Annotated in this window: 19 protein-coding genes; 10 read left to right on the top strand and 9 right to left on the bottom strand. The window is 33.9% G+C overall.

Annotated features, from left to right (window positions below):
• The first annotated feature begins 164 nt into the window (after positions 1–164).
• Positions 165–410, top strand: coding sequence for a hypothetical protein (locus JI750_RS00750; protein WP_201998298.1), 246 nt, complete (start codon positions 165–167; stop codon positions 408–410).
• Here JI750_RS00750 and JI750_RS00745 read toward each other — a convergent pair.
• The gene (locus JI750_RS00745; protein ID WP_201998297.1) at positions 407–1168 is read right to left on the bottom strand and encodes an alpha/beta fold hydrolase; all 762 of its coding nucleotides are present in this window, start codon (positions 1166–1168) and stop codon (positions 407–409) included. The genes JI750_RS00750 and JI750_RS00745 overlap by 4 nt on opposite strands.
• Entirely contained in the window at positions 1162–2064 is a 903-nt protein-coding gene (locus JI750_RS00740) for an EamA family transporter (protein ID WP_201998296.1), read from the bottom strand. The genes JI750_RS00745 and JI750_RS00740 overlap by 7 nt, the downstream gene beginning before the upstream one ends.
• A gap of 161 nt (positions 2065–2225) precedes the next feature.
• Between JI750_RS00740 and JI750_RS00735 the strand changes: the two genes are divergently transcribed.
• Complete coding sequence (locus JI750_RS00735; RefSeq protein WP_111377338.1) at positions 2226–2684, top strand: Lrp/AsnC family transcriptional regulator; 459 nt, start codon at positions 2226–2228, stop codon at positions 2682–2684.
• A gap of 65 nt (positions 2685–2749) precedes the next feature.
• Here the strand turns inward: JI750_RS00735 and JI750_RS00730 are convergent, their stop codons facing one another.
• Positions 2750–4327: a tetratricopeptide repeat protein gene (locus tag JI750_RS00730; RefSeq protein WP_201998295.1), complete on the bottom strand. Its 1578-nt coding sequence runs from the start codon at positions 4325–4327 to the stop codon at positions 2750–2752.
• Between the two features lie 437 nt (positions 4328–4764).
• On the opposite strand from JI750_RS00730, the gene JI750_RS00725 reads away from it, so the two are divergent.
• The 6 genes from JI750_RS00725 (at position 4765) to JI750_RS00700 (ending at position 10843) form a co-directional block, all read left to right on the top strand.
• On the top strand, positions 4765–5991 hold the full coding sequence (locus tag JI750_RS00725) for a DcaP family trimeric outer membrane transporter (protein WP_236672949.1): 1227 nt from the start codon (positions 4765–4767) through the stop codon (positions 5989–5991).
• Between the two features lie 37 nt (positions 5992–6028).
• Positions 6029–7477, top strand: a complete 1449-nt coding sequence (locus JI750_RS00720; RefSeq protein WP_201998294.1) for an aspartate ammonia-lyase — start codon at positions 6029–6031, stop codon at positions 7475–7477.
• Positions 7478–7501: 24 nt separating this feature from the next.
• The gene (locus JI750_RS00715; RefSeq protein WP_201998292.1) at positions 7502–8569 is read left to right on the top strand and encodes a type II asparaginase; all 1068 of its coding nucleotides are present in this window, start codon (positions 7502–7504) and stop codon (positions 8567–8569) included.
• Positions 8570–8709: 140 nt separating this feature from the next.
• A complete protein-coding gene (locus tag JI750_RS00710) occupies positions 8710–9189 on the top strand; it encodes a YybH family protein (RefSeq protein WP_201998290.1) in 480 nt (159 codons plus the stop codon).
• A 17-nt stretch (positions 9190–9206) separates the two neighbouring features.
• Positions 9207–9686 (top strand): hypothetical protein, encoded by a 480-nt coding sequence (locus tag JI750_RS00705; protein WP_201998288.1) that lies wholly within the window; start codon positions 9207–9209, stop codon positions 9684–9686.
• Between the two features lie 77 nt (positions 9687–9763).
• Entirely contained in the window at positions 9764–10843 is a 1080-nt protein-coding gene (locus JI750_RS00700; protein WP_236672948.1) for a hypothetical protein, read from the top strand.
• Positions 10844–10915: 72 nt separating this feature from the next.
• Here JI750_RS00700 and JI750_RS00695 read toward each other — a convergent pair whose 3' ends face one another.
• Complete coding sequence (locus JI750_RS00695) at positions 10916–11143, bottom strand: helix-turn-helix domain-containing protein (protein WP_201998286.1); 228 nt, start codon at positions 11141–11143, stop codon at positions 10916–10918.
• A 167-nt stretch (positions 11144–11310) separates the two neighbouring features.
• Here JI750_RS00695 and JI750_RS00690 point away from each other — a divergent pair, with 167 nt between their 5' ends.
• Complete coding sequence (locus JI750_RS00690) at positions 11311–11604, top strand: hypothetical protein (RefSeq protein ID WP_236672947.1); 294 nt, start codon at positions 11311–11313, stop codon at positions 11602–11604.
• A gap of 32 nt (positions 11605–11636) precedes the next feature.
• Here the strand turns inward: JI750_RS00690 and JI750_RS00685 are convergent, their stop codons facing one another.
• From JI750_RS00685 to JI750_RS00665, 5 genes are all read right to left on the bottom strand, one after another.
• The gene (locus tag JI750_RS00685; protein ID WP_201998283.1) at positions 11637–12056 is read right to left on the bottom strand and encodes an arsenate reductase ArsC; all 420 of its coding nucleotides are present in this window, start codon (positions 12054–12056) and stop codon (positions 11637–11639) included.
• Between the two features lie 131 nt (positions 12057–12187).
• On the bottom strand, positions 12188–12661 hold the full coding sequence (locus JI750_RS00680) for a DUF6428 family protein (RefSeq protein ID WP_201998281.1): 474 nt from the start codon (positions 12659–12661) through the stop codon (positions 12188–12190).
• A 59-nt stretch (positions 12662–12720) separates the two neighbouring features.
• The gene (locus JI750_RS00675; protein WP_111362835.1) at positions 12721–13047 is read right to left on the bottom strand and encodes an ArsR/SmtB family transcription factor; all 327 of its coding nucleotides are present in this window, start codon (positions 13045–13047) and stop codon (positions 12721–12723) included.
• A gap of 126 nt (positions 13048–13173) precedes the next feature.
• The gene (locus tag JI750_RS00670; RefSeq protein WP_201998279.1) at positions 13174–14574 is read right to left on the bottom strand and encodes a DUF1254 domain-containing protein; all 1401 of its coding nucleotides are present in this window, start codon (positions 14572–14574) and stop codon (positions 13174–13176) included.
• A 201-nt stretch (positions 14575–14775) separates the two neighbouring features.
• Positions 14776–15873 carry an exopolyphosphatase gene (locus tag JI750_RS00665; RefSeq protein ID WP_201998277.1) on the bottom strand — a complete coding sequence of 366 codons (1098 nt, stop codon included), beginning with the start codon at positions 15871–15873 and terminating at the stop codon, positions 14776–14778.
• Between the two features lie 347 nt (positions 15874–16220).
• Between JI750_RS00665 and JI750_RS00660 the strand changes: the two genes are divergently transcribed.
• Positions 16221–16736 (top strand): hypothetical protein, encoded by a 516-nt coding sequence (locus tag JI750_RS00660; protein ID WP_201998275.1) that lies wholly within the window; start codon positions 16221–16223, stop codon positions 16734–16736.
• The last annotated feature ends 31 nt before the right edge of the window (positions 16737–16767 follow it).

Here is a 16767-nt window from a genome sequence, read left to right as displayed (position 1 = left end):
AAAAAATAACTATATTTAAAATTCAAAAAACAGGTATAAATACGGGGTTGTAGATTGTCAAAACTTTATACATTCGCCGAAATAGAAAAACTGATTTCCCCCCTTAACATTGGTTTTTCAAATTTAGAAGTATTAGCAAATATTAGGAACAAACGGCTAAAACAATGAAATTTGTAAAAGGACAAGATGTTTCCTACACAGCATTGAGTGGGATATCTTACAAGGGAACCATTATCGAAAGAAAAATGGATTTTAAAAAGGGACTTATAATAAAATCGACTTCAAAAGAAAGAGATTTTCATTATCTCATTGAGATACAAAAAAATGGTACAACTGAGAAAATTCTATGTGCCGAAAATCATCTTAAATTATTAGAAAAGAAAAAACGCGTCGCAAAGAAAGCGGCTTAGTCGTTAGCTTTTATAAATGCAACGATTTTATCCAGTACAGTTTCTGGAGCTTCTTTGTGTGGAGTATGTCCAACATTTGGAATGATACATTTTTCCGCTTTTCCGGATACGCTACTTACTGTATTTCTGACTTGATCTAAAGTTCCGTATTCGTCTTTTTCACCTTGAATAAACAGTAAAGGAGATTTGATTTCAGGAAGAAGATATTCTATGTTCCAATTTTTAAAATCGGAGCTGAGCCATGTTTCAGTCCAAGCTTTAAAAATAGTTTCGGTTTTGTTTCCGTGATATTTCTGCAGTCTTTCAGGTAAGTTTGTGTTTTGATACGCAACGACAGCCTCGCGAATACCATTAAGCGTAATTTCTTCAACAAAAATATGTGCTGCTTCGCAAATAACCATTTTAATGCGTTGCGGATATTTACTTGCTGCAATCAGTGCAATCGAACCTCCATCGCTGTGTCCAAATAAAATAGCATTTTCAATTTTTAGTTTTTCTAGTATAGTATTTAAAACAGCAGCTTCCAATTCTAAATAATTTACGGGACGGACATAAGTTGGCATTGAATCTGACTTTCCGTAATCCAATCTGTCATAAATTAGAATGTTGCATTTGCAAAGCTCGGCAATCTGTTTTGGAAAATCTCTCCAAAGTGCTGTGCATCCTAAAGAATCGTGCAGAAACACAATTGTTGGACGATCTTCAAACTCATTGTAATATTCGGCGTAGAGATTATTTCCGTCTATATTGATTAGCATATTACAGTTTCGTTTTGAATGATTTTTGCTTTTTTAGCTTTAGAAACATTAAGATAAACAATTGAGCCAAGCATTATTGCAATTCCGATAATTTGGAGAAAAGTAACTTTTTCGCCCAAAATAATGTGTGCACAAAAAACGGCAGCAGGCAATTCTAGCGTTAATAAAACAGAACTCAAACTTGCACCTATTTTAGGCATTCCAACTGTAAAACATATTGGCGGAATTACTGTCCCAAAAATGGCTAAAAATGTTCCCCATTGCAATAATCCGAAATCTAAATGTGTGCTTGTGGTAATAGCTTCGCAATTGATTAAAAATATAATCATTGCAGATCCGCTGGTCATTAAAGCGCTTTTTTCAAACATTGGGGTTTCTTTGCCAATTTTGCTTGTAAAAACAATATATAAAGTATAAAGGATTGCCGATAATAAACTCAAACCTATTCCTGTAAAAGAAATACTAGCATCGTTTAGATCTAAAAGATTCCCTGCGAGAACAGTTCCTAATATGATGAAAAGTGCTGAACCTACCTCAACAGTATTTGGTCTTTTCTTAAAAAATATCCAATCGACCAAAATGCTAAGCCAGGTAATCTGCATTAATAACACAATTGCCAACGAAGCAGGAATATAAGCAACAGATAAATAATAAGTGTAAGCAGAAGATCCCATTGTGATTCCTGCCAAAAGCAATTTCCAGTTTAATGCCATTTTATGGCCGTTTTTTAGTTTTTTAAAAATTGCGATCGACCATAAAATTAGGGTTCCTGCAAGTGCTTGCGTCAAAGTGATTTCGGCAGGAGAATAGCCTTCTCCATAAGCGATTTTAGCAAAAGAAGAAAGCATTCCGAAACTTAATGCGCCCAAAGCAACAATGATAATATATTTGTTCATTTTTTATTCTTGAAATATGTTTTGTACAGGCAAAAGTATATAATGGAGAATAAAGATCGATATTTGTGATTTAAATATGTATTTAATATTTTTAAAGTTATGATTTTGTGTGTTTTGTACGAAATTGAATTATTTTTTATACTTTAACTGGAAAAAATCCGATGCAAGAATTAAGCAAACAAGAAATAGAGTTACTTCGAATCCTTCAGGAGAATGCAAGATTTGATATTACAGATTTGACGGAAAGACTCAACATGTCGAGAACTTCGGTTTATGACCGAATTAAAAAACTCGAAAATGAAGGTTATATAAAAGATTATGTAGCGATAATTGATCCGAAAAGGGTAGGGTTAAATTTTACAGTAATTATTAATGTTTCTTTAAACAGTCAGCGTTTGGAGCTTGTAGAAGAATTTTCGAGACAAGTTGCCGCACTCGATGAGGTTGTTGAAGGATATGTAACTGGCGGAATCTTCGATTATGTTCTAAAAGTAGTAGTGAAAGATCCAGAATCGTTTAATGATTTTATTAGAAAGCTTTCAGATATTCCTAATATAAGCAAAGTGCAGAGTTCATTTGTAATGAGTTATATCAAACAATCTACTAAATTGCATTTTTAGATCAAAAACTACGCAAGCTTTTTAAATAAAAGGCTTGCGTAGTTTTTGATTAAATCTCTTAGAGTTTAAAAGTCATTTTTTAGTCCAATTCTTTTTAAGCTGTTAATGATTCTAAAAACAATTTCATCAGAAAACATGAAACTAGAAAGCGTTTCTTTTATTTCTCCTGCTGTTTGAGGCTGTAGCTCTAGAAGGTTATTTAAATAGACTTTTGCTTTTGCATCTTCACTTAAGAGGGATAAAGAAACAGCTTTTAATAAGGGATCCCAAATAGTCTCGCTAAAATCCATTTTTTCTGCCCAATATAAAGACTTTTGGTATTCTTTTTTATGGATGTAATAGTAACAATATCCAACATTAATCCACCATGGATGTGAGGGGTTTATGCGGATTGTATTTTCTAATAAATTAAACCCTTTTTCAAAATAACCTGCAAAAATCAATACGCAACCTATTCCTGAAGCAATACCAGAAGAATTAGGATTTATCTTTAGGCATTGTTCTGCCGCTGATAGACAATTGTCCTGATCTTTTTTAAAACAGTTTATAATGGCTAGGGCATACCAAGCCTGCTGACAATTAGGATCAATATTTAAAGCTTTTGTAACGCAATGACTGCTTTTTTCTACCGTTTTTTTACAATTATCTAATCCTAATGCCATAGAAGCTAAATGCATTTCGCCCAGCATTGCCCAAGCAATTGCATGATTTGGGTCTAATTCTACAGCTTCATTTAAATTGGACAGAGCCTTAGCAAAATTTTCGATAGAATAAGAGCGCTGATATTCATGATAACTGCAGATTGCTCTTAGAATTCCGGTGTTATTCGAAATTTTAGATGGAGCAGTTCTCACCATTTCATTAAAAATAATACCATAATAGCCACCCATAGTAGAAACTATATCTTTGACAATATCATTTTGAAGTCTAATGCCGTCATCTAAAGTTGCAGGTGTAAACAATTTGGTCATTATAAACTTTCCTGAAGAAGAATTTATCAGATTGATTCTGATTTGCAATTTGTTATCAATAATTTGAATATGTCCTGTAATAATAAAATCAGCTCCAATAAGATTAGCAGCTTCTAGAACATTTTCGTTAATTTTTGAAATAACATCAGAAGGGAAATGGCCGATTACAGAGATATCCTGAAAACGAGAAAGTTCTGCGCTAATTTCTTCGGAAAGAATCTGTGAAAAAGCTTCTAAATCTGGTCGATGAGCGATTGTTTTAAAAGGAAAAACCGTAATCACCGGATTTGTTTTATTGGTACTGACATGGAGATCAGTAGCTCTCATTTTGTTGTTGTGAATAAATTCTGGAACATAACCGCCTTTCGGGACGTGAATAATAAGCGGATTGTCTTTTCCGTCGGTAGAATAGTACTCATGAAGCAATTTTCTCAAGCGTCCTGCATGAATTCGAACCATTGCATCATCATGAGGATTAAAATGAGAAGGCCTGCTTAAAGCATTTACAGCTATAGAATATTCTTTGATAAACTGCTGTCTTTCATCTATAGTCTCTGTCACAATATAGCGCAGAAAGTTACTTAGCAGTGTTGAGTTTTTAAAAGAATAAAACTTCAAAACATTTTCCAGCTCATCATAGATTTTATCCGAGGGGATTTTTTTTATATCCATAATAAATTATTTGAAAATTATTAATGTCAAAAAAAAGTCACTGGGGCGTATAAAATGTTAAAAACCAAATGTTTATGGAGATATAAATTTATGAAAATTTTTAACATGTTAGTATTATTTATCTGATATTTTTAACCGTTAAATGTAACGGTTAATAACCCTGATTGTACTATTGTATTAATTATATTTGTTTGATAATCAATGAAAAACCTGTGTTTTGGTGCTTTTTTTAACAAAAAAAGACTGTATTATAAAAGTGTTGAAATTTTTGCATTCCCATATTAAAAACTTTTAGGATCAGATAAAAGCTTTTAAGGTGAATAAAAATTCGTACTGAGGAATATCGATTTTTTAAAATAAAATGACTTTTATTTTAAACCAGGACTGCAAAAATCAGATTAAAAGTTGTATCCCACAGTAAACAAACTATAATCATTATGAAAAAAAGGTTTTTGCAAATGACAGCTATGAGGCATCATTTCCTCATAACTTGTTTTCTCATTTCCGCTTTTGTTCAGGCTCAAGATGAAGGGAATAAAAGCATGGAAATCTACGGTTTTATTATGACCGATGTCGGTTATAATTTCAATCAGATACAATCAGATTGGTACGATGTGGTTAGACCTACCAAATTGCCCGCTTTTAAGGATCAATACGGTCCAGATGGCAGTTACTATGCTTCTGTACGTCAGACTAGATTAGGTTTTAAAAATTACTTTGACACAGGAATTGGCGAATTAAAAACTCATTTTGAGTTCGAATTGTTCGGTACAGGTGTTGATGCGGGACAGACTACTTTTCGTCTTCGCCATGCTTATGCCGAATTAGGAAAATTTGGAGCTGGACAAACTTGGAGCCCTTTTATGGATATTGGTGTGTTCCCGAATTCGTTAGAATATTGGGGACCAACAGGAATGGTATTTTTTAGAAATATTCAAATACGTTATATGCCAATTCAAGGCGATACCCGTTTAACCATTGCATTAGAAAGACCAGGAGCAAGTGCCGATCAGGGAGATTATGCAAATCGTGTGGAATTGCAAGGGGTAAAAGCAAGATTTCCGCTACCAGATCTTTCTGCAGAATATCATCACGCTACAAAATGGGGGTATATTGAGTTAGCTGGTATCGTTCGAAAAATCGAATGGAAAGATCAGAATAATGATCAGTATGATTTGTCTGGAGACGCAGTAGGCTGGGGACTTAATTTAAGTACTAATATCAATTTTAGTAAAAATGATGTTTTTAGAGGACAGGTTGTATATGGAGAGGGAATACAAAACTACATGAACGATGCTCCGGTTGATATAGGTATCGAAAACAATTTTGGTAATCTTGTAACTCCTGTAAAAGGTGTTGCGCTTCCTCTAGTTGGTGTTGTTGCTTTCTTAGATCATACTTGGAGTGACAAGTTTAGTACCGCAATAGGATATTCTATGATTGATATTGATAACTCAGACGGACAAACAGATGACGCTTTTAAAAAGGGACAGTATGTGCTTGGAAATCTGTTGTACACTCCTGTAAAAAATTGCATGGTTGGAGTAGAATTTCAGTGGGGTAACCGCGAAAACTTCAACGACGGATGGAGTACTTCAATAAATAAAATACAGTTTTCTTTTAGATATAATTTTTCACAATCATTTTATAAAAGAAATCAGTAAAAGCCTTTTGTTTTTTAATCAATAAAAAAAAGAAAATATGTGTAAAACTGTACAATACCTGCTATTGTTCGCATTGTCTTTAGGCATTCTTAATGCTCAGACTCGAACTGAAAAAGATCTTCTAGGAGAAAAACAAATCCCAGCAAATGCTTATTACGGTGTGCAGACAGCACGTGCGTTAGAAAATTTTCAGATAAGTAGTTTGACCACGCAATCTTATCCTGATTATGTAAAAGCTTTTGCAATGGTTAAACTAGCGGCGGCGCGTGCAAATGCTGATGTAGGCCGACTTAAAAAAGACAGGCTGGCTGCTATAGAAAAAGCTTGCCAAGCTGTAATTGACGGGAAATATCACGATCAATTTTTGGTTGATTTGTATCAAGGTGGTGCTGGTACTTCTGCTAATATGAATGTGAACGAAGTTTTGGCCAATATTGCATTGGAACTGAGCGGTCATAAAAAAGGAGAATATCAATACATTGAACCTCACGATGATCTTAATATGGGACAATCAACAAATGATGTGTATCCAACAGCTATAAAAGTGGCATTACTGCTTCATAATGACAAACTGCTTAAAGAGGCCGATCTTTTGGCTAAAGCTTTCCATAAAAAAGGGGATGAATTTAAAGACATCCTAAAAATGGGAAGAACAGAAGGACAGGATGCTGTGCCAATGACGGTAGGCCAGGAATTTCATGCTTTCGGAAATCAGCTTGATGCAGAGATTAGTGCTTTGAAAAAATCTGAAGTCTATCTATGCGAACAAAATATGGGAGCTACAGCTATTGGAACAGGTATTACTGCTTCTCCAGGTTATGCTGAAAAAGTAGCTGCACATCTTGCCAAAATTACAGGAAAACCAATCGTAATGAGCAAAGATCTAATTGCCGCCACAACCAGCCAGCAAGGATTTGTAATGTATTCTTCTACACTTAAAAGTATGGCAGTTGCATTGGCAAAAATAAGCAGCGATTTGATCATTTTGGCTTCTGGTCCTCGTACTGGTTTTTTCGAAATCAATTTGCCTGCACTTCAGCCAGGATCTTCAATTATGCCAGGAAAAGTAAATCCGGTTATGCCAGAACTTATGAACCAATTGTGTTTTAAAGTTATGGGGAATGACTTGACTGTAACGGTTGCCGCTCAATCTGGTTTATTGCAATTAAATGCTTTTGAACCTGTTCAAGCCATCGCTATGATGGAATCTCAAGGATTGTTTTTTAAAGCAATGCCATTATTTAGAAAAAACTGTATCGATGGCATTACGGTAAACAAGGACGTTTTGGCGCATTATATGGATCGAAGTGTTGGTGTTGTAACTGCTCTGAATCCTGTTTTGGGTTACGAAAAAACAACTGAACTAGCCAAAGAAGCATTGGCAACCAATAAAGGTATTTTAGAACTTATACGCGAAAAGAAATTGCTGACAGAAGATCAAATTAAAAAACTGCTTGATCCAGCAACTTTAACAGGCCAAAAATAAACCTCAACTTTAAACAGAAAAAACATGAAATTAAATATCAACTTTTGCAAAAAAATAATTTTACTGCTGATATTATCGCTAAATATCAGCATGTTCGGACAGGCTAAGCCGAAAGTTCTAATATTGGCAACCGGAGGAACAATTGCAGGTTCTGCTAAAACTGGGGTACAATCAGGATATACTTCGGGGCAGGTTACCATTGATGCGATGGTAAATGCAATTCCTGATGCTTTAAAAGTGGCCGATATAAAAGGCGAGCAAATTGCGAATGTAGGATCTCAGGATATGTCTTTTGAAATTATGCTGAAAGTGGCTAATCGAATTAATGAATTAGCCAACAGCAACGATGTAGACGGTTTTGTAATTACGCACGGAACTGATACGATGGAAGAAACGGCCTTTTTCTTAAATCTAACTACAAAAACAGATAAACCAGTAGTGCTTGTTGGATCAATGCGTCCGTCAACGGCAATTAGTGCAGACGGGCCTTTAAATCTTTATAATGCGATTGCAGTAGCCGGTGATCCTAAAGCAAAAGGACGCGGAGTTCTCTTGGTAATGAATGACTGGATTCATTCAGCTCAATCTTTAACAAAAGTGAGTACAACTGCTGTTCAGACTTTTATGTCTCCGCTTCGTGGACTTATCGGTATTACTTCTTACGGGACGAATGATTTCTTTAATTACCCTAGTCAAAAATTTGGGAAAAACTCAGAGTTTGATGTGAAGGGCGTTAGCTCTTTCCCTCGCGTAGATATTATTTATGCCGATGCAGATATGAAACCAGATTTAATTGATGCTTCAATAGAGCGTGGCGCCAAAGGAATTGTAATTGCTGGAGTAGGAAACGGAAATATGAACAAAGCTTCATTAGATGCTTGTGCAAGAGCCAGTAAAAAAGGAATTATAGTAGTTAGAAGCACGCGAGTTGCAACTGGACTTGTAAGCCGTAATGTAGAATGCAATGATGATGAACTTGGACTTATTGCTTCATACGCTTTGAATCCGCAGAAATCTAGAATCTTATTGTCAGTAGCATTATTGAAACAAAGAAGCTTGGCAGAACTTCAAAAGATATTCGAAGAATATTAATCTTATTTTTTAAGCAAATCTAGACTTATGATCCTAATACTATTATTGATGCTGATAAAATCATTGCTAAAGGCAACAGCTGCTTTTTGGTCTGTTAGTAAAAGGGAATAATGTAATATCAACTTGAAAATTTAATGTGTATGAAAAATAAAATAGTGATAAGAGCGGTTCTCGCAGGGTTTTGTGCTTTATTGGTTTCCTGCAACACAAAAAAAGACGAAAATACTGTAATTGACCTAAAAGAAATCAAGAAGCAAATTCAGGCAAAAGAAAATGAATATGCTGCTACATACAATGCAGGTCAGCTAAAAGAAATAGGATATTATGCAGACGATGCGATAACTTTTTATCAGAACAGGCCACCAATTATTGGTAAAGATGCTAGATATGAGTTTTTAGAATCAGATTTGACTAATAATACCAATACGATATCATTTGAAACCAAAGAAGTTTTTGTTTCGCATGACGGAAATATGGTTCTAGAAGTAGGATATTATAAAGTAATAGATTCTACTAAAACGCCAATTAATACCGGAAACTACATGAGCTATTTCGAAAAAAGAGATGGCAAATATGTTTGTGTAAGAGACATGAGCGCTTCTGATGGATTGATAGAATAACTTACTAAATAAAGATTATGAAAAAAATACTATTTATACTGTCATTGGTTTTTGGATTGAATGCCGCTGCGCAAAGTTCTGTTGATGAGATAAAACTAATCCAAGATCTTTACGGAAAATCTAAAGCAGAAGTGGTCAAAGAATATTTGGGTTTAACAGATGTACAGGCTACAGCATTTCAGCCGATTTATGACAATTACGAATCAGAGCGCAAAGCTTTAAGTCAAAAGAAGATTCAAATTCTTGAAGATTATGCAAAGAATTATGCTACGCTGAGCGATGCTAAAGCTACAGAATTAACATCTTCGAATTTAAAGTATAATCAAGAAGCTGAAAAACTGCTTACCAAAACACATTCTAAACTGGTGAAAGCTATTGGCGGAATCAATGCTGCAAAATTTGTGCAACTTGAACAGTATTTGCAAGTAACCATACGAGCTGAAATTCAAGATGCTATTCCTTTTATTGGAGAATTGGATAAAACGAAAAAACAATAAACGATTTCTGGGTACAGAGTAGAAAGTATAGAAAGAATCATTTTCTACTCCGCTTATTAATATTTTATACTCTTACTATGATAAAGAAATTTACAAAATATTTGACCGTTGCATTAATCATGTCTGCCCAGTTGATTTTTTGCCAATCTGATAATGATGGTCCAGAACTTGGGCTTCCTGGCGATAATCTTGATCTGTATGCTGTAATGTCTCTGTTCCAGAAATCAAAAACCATCGAGGAATTTGAAAAAAATCTGAATCTGGAAAAAACAGGAATCAATAATCTGGATTTGGATCTGGATAAAAAAGTAGACTTTATAAAAGTAGTCACAAAGAAAAATGGTAATTCGTTTACTTTTATTCTGCAGGTTGCTGTAAACAAGAAGGAAAATCAAGACGTTGCTGTTATTTTGGTCGATAAAGATAAAAACGGAAAGGTGAAAATGCAGATTGTAGGCGATGAGCTTCTGTATGGAAAAGATTATGTTATTGAACCAGTAGCTAAATCTTCGCCAGCAAAAACAGCAAACCCTGCCTATACAGGAGACGAACCCGTACAAAGTTCGCCAGCAGTAACGGCAGTTGTGGTAGAAACAGTGCCAATTGTGCAATATGTATATTCACCAGCTTACGTGCCATATTATCCACCTTATTATTACGGATTTTATCCGCCTTATTTCGCCGCTTTTACTGTAATGGCGGTTGGAATTTATCGTCATAACCATTATTACCATCATCATGGTTATCATGGCGGACATTATCATGGCGGGCATAACAATGTATATATAAATAACAGAAACAGTTTTAATAATTACAATAATAATAGATCGAGATCTACTACAGTACGAGATAATTCGACCAATAATAGATACAATACCAATCGAGGTAATTCGCGCCCTTCAGCAAGTACACGTCCATCAGCAGGAAATTCCAATCGTGCAGGAAATACTAGCGCATCTGGAAGAACACGTCAAAGTTCATCGCCAAGTGCAGGGACTTCAAATCTTAATAGAGGAAGCTCTTCAGGAGGCAATTTTAATAGAGGAGGAGGCTCTTCGTCAAGACCAAGTGCAGGACAAATGGGAGGCGGTTCTCGTGGCGGAGGTGGCTTTAGTGGAGGTGGAGGCTTCGGCGGAGGCGGCGGAAGAAGAAGATAAACGGCGTTTTTTATAATGTTTCATCAGAAAAAATGCGTAAGTCCTTTTGGGTTTACGCATTTTTGGTTTTAATTACATATTTCGAAATAATTCCGAAAAAGGAACATTTAAGGCTTTACCTATTCGAATAAGTTTATCAATACCCATAATTTGTTTTCCTAGCATATATCTTCTTAAAGCTTCAATATCAAGATCTGCATCATGAGCTACATGTCGGACTTTGAGATCTTTCTCTTTGACAATCTCTCTTATATTATTTCCAACAATCTTTACAGATTCGGGAACTTCATTCTTTCTCATCTCTTCTTATTTTATTTATTGAAAATTAAAATGAAGTAGTTAAAAAAACAGGAATATATAAATCCAGTCATATTCGTCTGTTTTTTGCTTATATTTGTTTGATAATGTGATGCTGTCAAATTCACTTAATGAATAAATATCTGATTATTAAAGAATAAATTATAGAAATGAAAGAATTAAAAGACTTAGAATACATCAAAAAACAATCGGTTCAATATTTAAATATTTTGAAACCAACGGGTAATAAAAGCTGTAATGTTGAGGTAAAGGTTTTAAATTATTCCGAATTAGGCTGTTTGATCACAAATACCTTAAAGCTTTGTATTATGGCTTTAGAAAATGAAAATCATAAAAACCCTTCGATAGATGTCAGATTGGTTTTAGAACAAGCACTTCATTTATTTCCTACTGACGAAATGGAATTGCTAGATATTATTAACGAAATGTTGGTTGAGGAATAACAAAAAGCTTCAGATTGTTCTGAAGCTTTTTGTTATGATAAGTTTTCTGTAGCAAAATTTTTGCAATACTCTTTTATGAGCTCTCTAACGCTCCTAAATTGTTCCATTATTTCAGAATCAGTTCCTGTTGCCTTTGCAGGATCGGGGAAATTATAATGAAATTTGACTGCTTTGGTTGGAAAAAATGGACATCGTTCTTTTGCATTATCGCAGACTGTAATGACAAAATCAAAATCAATATGGGTGTATTCGTCAATATTATTAGAGGTATGGTTTGAAATATCTATTCCATCCTCTTTCATTATCGAAATAGCTTTCGGATTAACGCCATGAGTTTCTACACCAGCGCTGTAAACCTCAGCTTTATTTCCTGCAAAAAATCTCATATAGCCTTCAGCAATCTGGCTTCTACAGCTATTTCCTGTACAAAGTATTAGTATTTTCTTTTTCATAATTAAACAAATAACCAAATGATATTTATAATGCAGAATTTTGGTTCAAAACCAAAAATAAGCTGCAGCAAAATAACAGAGGAGGTTATTATAATTGGTTTTTTGTGTTTAAAGATTAGTTCTTTCATTTTTTAACAGCATCCTGAATTTGGCGTGCAGCAGGAAGCAGTGTCATTGGTCAATTGAGTAAGATTGATCTTCTGTTTTTCTGCTGGAATACCGCAAGCATCTTGTGCCAAACATGCTGTGGTTTTATTTTTTAGAATAAACGTTTTTCCATTAAACTCTAAATCATATTTACCAATTGTACTGTTTTGATATTCTACTTCAATTTCTAGATCTTCTATGTTTAGCTTGTCTTCAGACAATTGAATGATGTGCAATAATTTATTAGGCTTTAAGCGATGCTCAAAATCGTTGGCATCCCAAAGCTGAAAGTTTACTGCTTTCTCAGTTCTGATTACTCCGCCGCAATCAATAAAGTTTTTGGTCACTACGCCAACTTCCGTCACATGAAAATGTTCTGGCACAAAAGTTCCATTTTCCAATTGAAACTCAACATTCTCCAATGTTGGTAAAATCTGTTTTACTTCTGATAATTTCATCTTGTTTTTATTTATTTGTTAATTGCAATATTACGATACACTTTGTCAAAAAAAATGTTTTAGCAACATTTTGATTTTGAAATAGTTTGTGTAATGTTTAAAAAGTAGGAGTTTAAAATGTCAATTGTTTTTTCATCAATACAATAACAAATTGCATTTCCAGAAATATTTCCTTTAATGATTCCCGCATTTTTTAACTCTTTTAGGTGCTGAGAAACTGTAGGCTGGGCAAGAGGCAGTTCGTTTACGATATCGCCGCAAATACATTCGTTTACTTTTAATAAATATTCGATTATGGCAATTCTTGCAGGATGCCCTAATGCTTTGGCAATTGTAGCAATTTGATTTTGTGCGTCTGTAAAATGTTCAGTTTTAGTTGCTCCCATGTTGGTTATATTAATATTGCAATATTGCGATATAGTTTTTAAATGATGAAATTTTTAATAGATTATTTTAGAAACAAAAAAAAGCTTCAGATTTCTCTGAAGCTTTTATGCTTTATCAATGAATGATTATTTTACTTTTTCTGGTAAAGTCATTTTCCAGACATTGTTGATTACATCAGGTTCTGGACCATAAATTCTCATAACAAACATGAATTTTTCATCTTTCGGAGTCGGAAGCCAGTTGCTTTCTTTATCCTTTCCAGGCGAAGTGCTTTGCAGATAAATAACCAAATCTCCGTTTGGCTCATACTTTAAACCTTTTGTTTTATTACCGATAGAATATCTGTTAATCGGATTCGGAACCAGAAAACGTTTCGGAAGATTATACATCGTTAAACTCCAAAAGTATTTCGCCTCAGGAAGCTGATCTTTACTGAATTTTATAACATATTTATTATTTCCTAAAAGAGGCTGATTGTCTTTGTCGTTACTAGCTCCCGTGTACACAGCTTCTTCTTTTGTGTTTCCGTAAATTCCAGCAGCCGCTGCAATTGCACGATTTAGGTAATTATTTTGAAGTTCGGCTCTAGTGCCAAAAAGATTTCCGAAGTCTTTAAGACCGCTTACTTTTGATTCTAATTCTTGTTTTGCTTCTGCAATTCCTTTTTCGATTGCTTTTATCGTTTCTGGCGGATATTTACTGCTGTCAAAAGCAGTGCCTGGTACAAGTCCGATTTTAGCAAAACGGGCTCTCAGTTCTTTTTCACTGCTGTCTTCGCTCGCATATTGTAATAGAGAGTTTAATACATTAATAAATTGCGGAGTGCCATAATCGCTCTCTTTCCAAACAGGAAGTTCTAAGTTGTATTTTTTAACTGGTGGTGCAGGCTGTTTTGTATATTCGTGTAGCGGAGTTATTTTATACTGACTTTGTATTTTTTTCAGATTAGAAATATCAGCAGGATCATGAAGCTGAGTTCGTCCGACTACAAATATTAAGTTGGTTTCTGAGTGCAAAACCTTGTCAATTCCTTTTGGCGTTTCACCTTTCCAGTCTGGTCCTGCAAGCAGATATTTTCCGCCATTGTTTCCAGTAACACGAGTTCCAATATATTCGTAGTTAAAGGTATATAAATCTACCAATTGCATTACGTAATATCGGTCACTTTCCATTTTAGGCACTTCAAGAACAACAGGTTCATCAGAAACATTAAGCGCTGCCATAGAGTAAGGCGTATCATTATTTATTGTTACAACTAGAGTATCTGCGGGAGTAGCGCTATTAGCGAAGCTTTTAAATTTATTAAAACCTGCGTATGCTCTGTCTCCTTTATTCAGCGCATTGGCATAAATGGTTTTGTAATTATAAAATATTGGATATCCGTATATCCAAGCTTCTTTTGCAATAGCAGTTATAGAGTCCGTAGACGTTGCACTTGCATTTTCTGGATTATCTTTTGATTGTTCTTTTTTGCAGGCTGTTAGTGCTAAAAGTGCAGTAATAAAAAAAGCGGTTAAATTTTTCATAATCGGGAAGTTTTATTTCATGTAAGATTTTTTCCTGATTTTAAAATTAGACTTTAATAGAAGAACTATACTTTTTTGAATGTTAAGCATGGTTGCAAATTATAACTTGAAACCATTTTGCTCTTATGAAATGACTTAAAATAAAAAAGCTCCAGATTTCTCTAGAGCTTTATGATATTAATATGTTAGGAGAATAAATCCTTAAAAATTAGTATTTATTTTTTTCGAACGATCAGCAATATAAGAGATCAACCAGATTACTTGTCCTTCTTTTACAAAGTAAATTTTCTTTGTTGCATAGTCTGGAATACTTTCAAGACAAGTAACAAGAATGTTGTTTGCCGAAATCAAATATTTTTGATCGTAAGTGCTTAAAACTCTTGCAGCCTCTTTGTTTGTTTTTGCAAGATTAGTAAACTTATTAAAGTTGTTTTTAAGAATTGCATCATAATCGATTACATCCTGAAGAGTCAAAGCAACATAATGCTCTTTATTAACATTCTCGTCATAGAAAAGAGTTGAAAATGCCCAAACAGCTCCACCAGATAAATATAATTTATCCTTTTTTGCCAAAGGAGGATTTGCATCAAATAATTCTTTTGTTTTTTTACGTAGAATCACATTATAATCAAAAGATTTTTCTTGATATGTAGACATATCGTTTACTTGACTTTTGTTTACCACTGTTTTTTCTACAGCATCAGTAAGTGTCATGGTTCCAAAACTAAGTTCTAATGGAACAAATTCTAATTTACCGTCTTTAAGTTCGTCGATATAACCGCCTTTTGTAGTTTGAGCACCAATATCAAGAAGGAAAGCATTAGCAAAATCAACAGGAGGAATAGCACCTTTTACAAGAGTTTTTGCTTCCTCGTTCACCTCTAATACTTCTAATTGTTTTCCAGTTAAAAGAGCAATTTTGTTTTTTAGAACATCTAAGTTACGCGCAGATGCAAAAACTGGAGCTGCTACAATAAAGATGTTTTCTTCAAGAAGTTTATTTTCAGCTCTAATTTTCTGTAATTGGTTGGTAACTGTAACGGTAGTTTTAGTAATGTCTTCTGCAGTAAGTTCGCCTTTAGAGTCAATGTGATCAGCAAAAGGAATTCTTTCAGTCCAGAAAGAAAGGATTTTATAATCGGCTTTTCTGATGTTGCTAACATCAATTACAGAAACTTTTATGGCTCTACGACCAATTTCGATTCCAGCATAAACACTTTTTTGAGAAAATGCAGAAGCAGAAAAAAATAAGGTTAAAAGGATAAAAAATAAAAATTTGGGGTTGTGTTTTTTAAGCATTGTGTTGAATTGTAGTTAGAATATAATTTGTTTTTAATAATTATAAAGTTTGTTTTATGTGGTATTTATATGAAAATCACAATTTTAGAATAAAAACAAATGATTTCATTATGGAATCGCGAATTTAAGAAAACATTTAATAATATAAAATCAGTTATTGAGAAAACGTAATATTAAATAATTGTAAAGGGATAACGGATTTTATTTCGCTAAAGTATATTTATTAAAAAAAGCTTCAGATTTCTCTAAATTTATGATCGACGAATTAGGAATTATCTATATTTGGTTGATTATGCATGGGACTTTTCATGTAGATATGTGAGCAACTGTTGATTTAAAGAAAATATATGATAGAGAATGAGACCGAATTGATTCGGATCAAGTTATTGGAAAATTCAATTCGTTTGTTTTCCGATTTCATGAGTGTATTGTCAGACGGATATAACCCGACAATGTTTGATATAAAAGTTAGTACTGATAAAAGATTAACTGATGAAGATCGATTTGTATTTTCCTCTCCAAACAATTTGGGTACAGAATTTTTTTTCCTTAACAAGATTCAGCCAACAAGAAAAGATATTACTAGCATCAGAGAGAGAATAAGCGAGAATTTTTCATGGTGTCTTAATCATTTAGCAACATTCAACAACGCGCCTGATATATTCAGAAGCAATTATCATATTGACAATCTAAATCAATTAGTAGAAACAGTAAAAAGGAACATTTTTGATCTAATTGACTTATGGGATATAATTAGTTATGAATACTTGATTGATACTAACGATGGGAGTTTGGTTAGAGTTCTTTTTATCCATTCTGACAATAAATCATTGATTTTAGATTTTGGAAATTATATTCACTGAGAGGCTCCCTTTGCCGATTCGAGCGTTAGTT

Source organism: Flavobacterium tagetis (assembly GCF_016735615.1).
Classification (GTDB): Bacteria; Bacteroidota; Bacteroidia; order Flavobacteriales; family Flavobacteriaceae; genus Flavobacterium; species Flavobacterium tagetis.
This window is presented reverse-complemented; position numbering and strand designations above follow the sequence as displayed.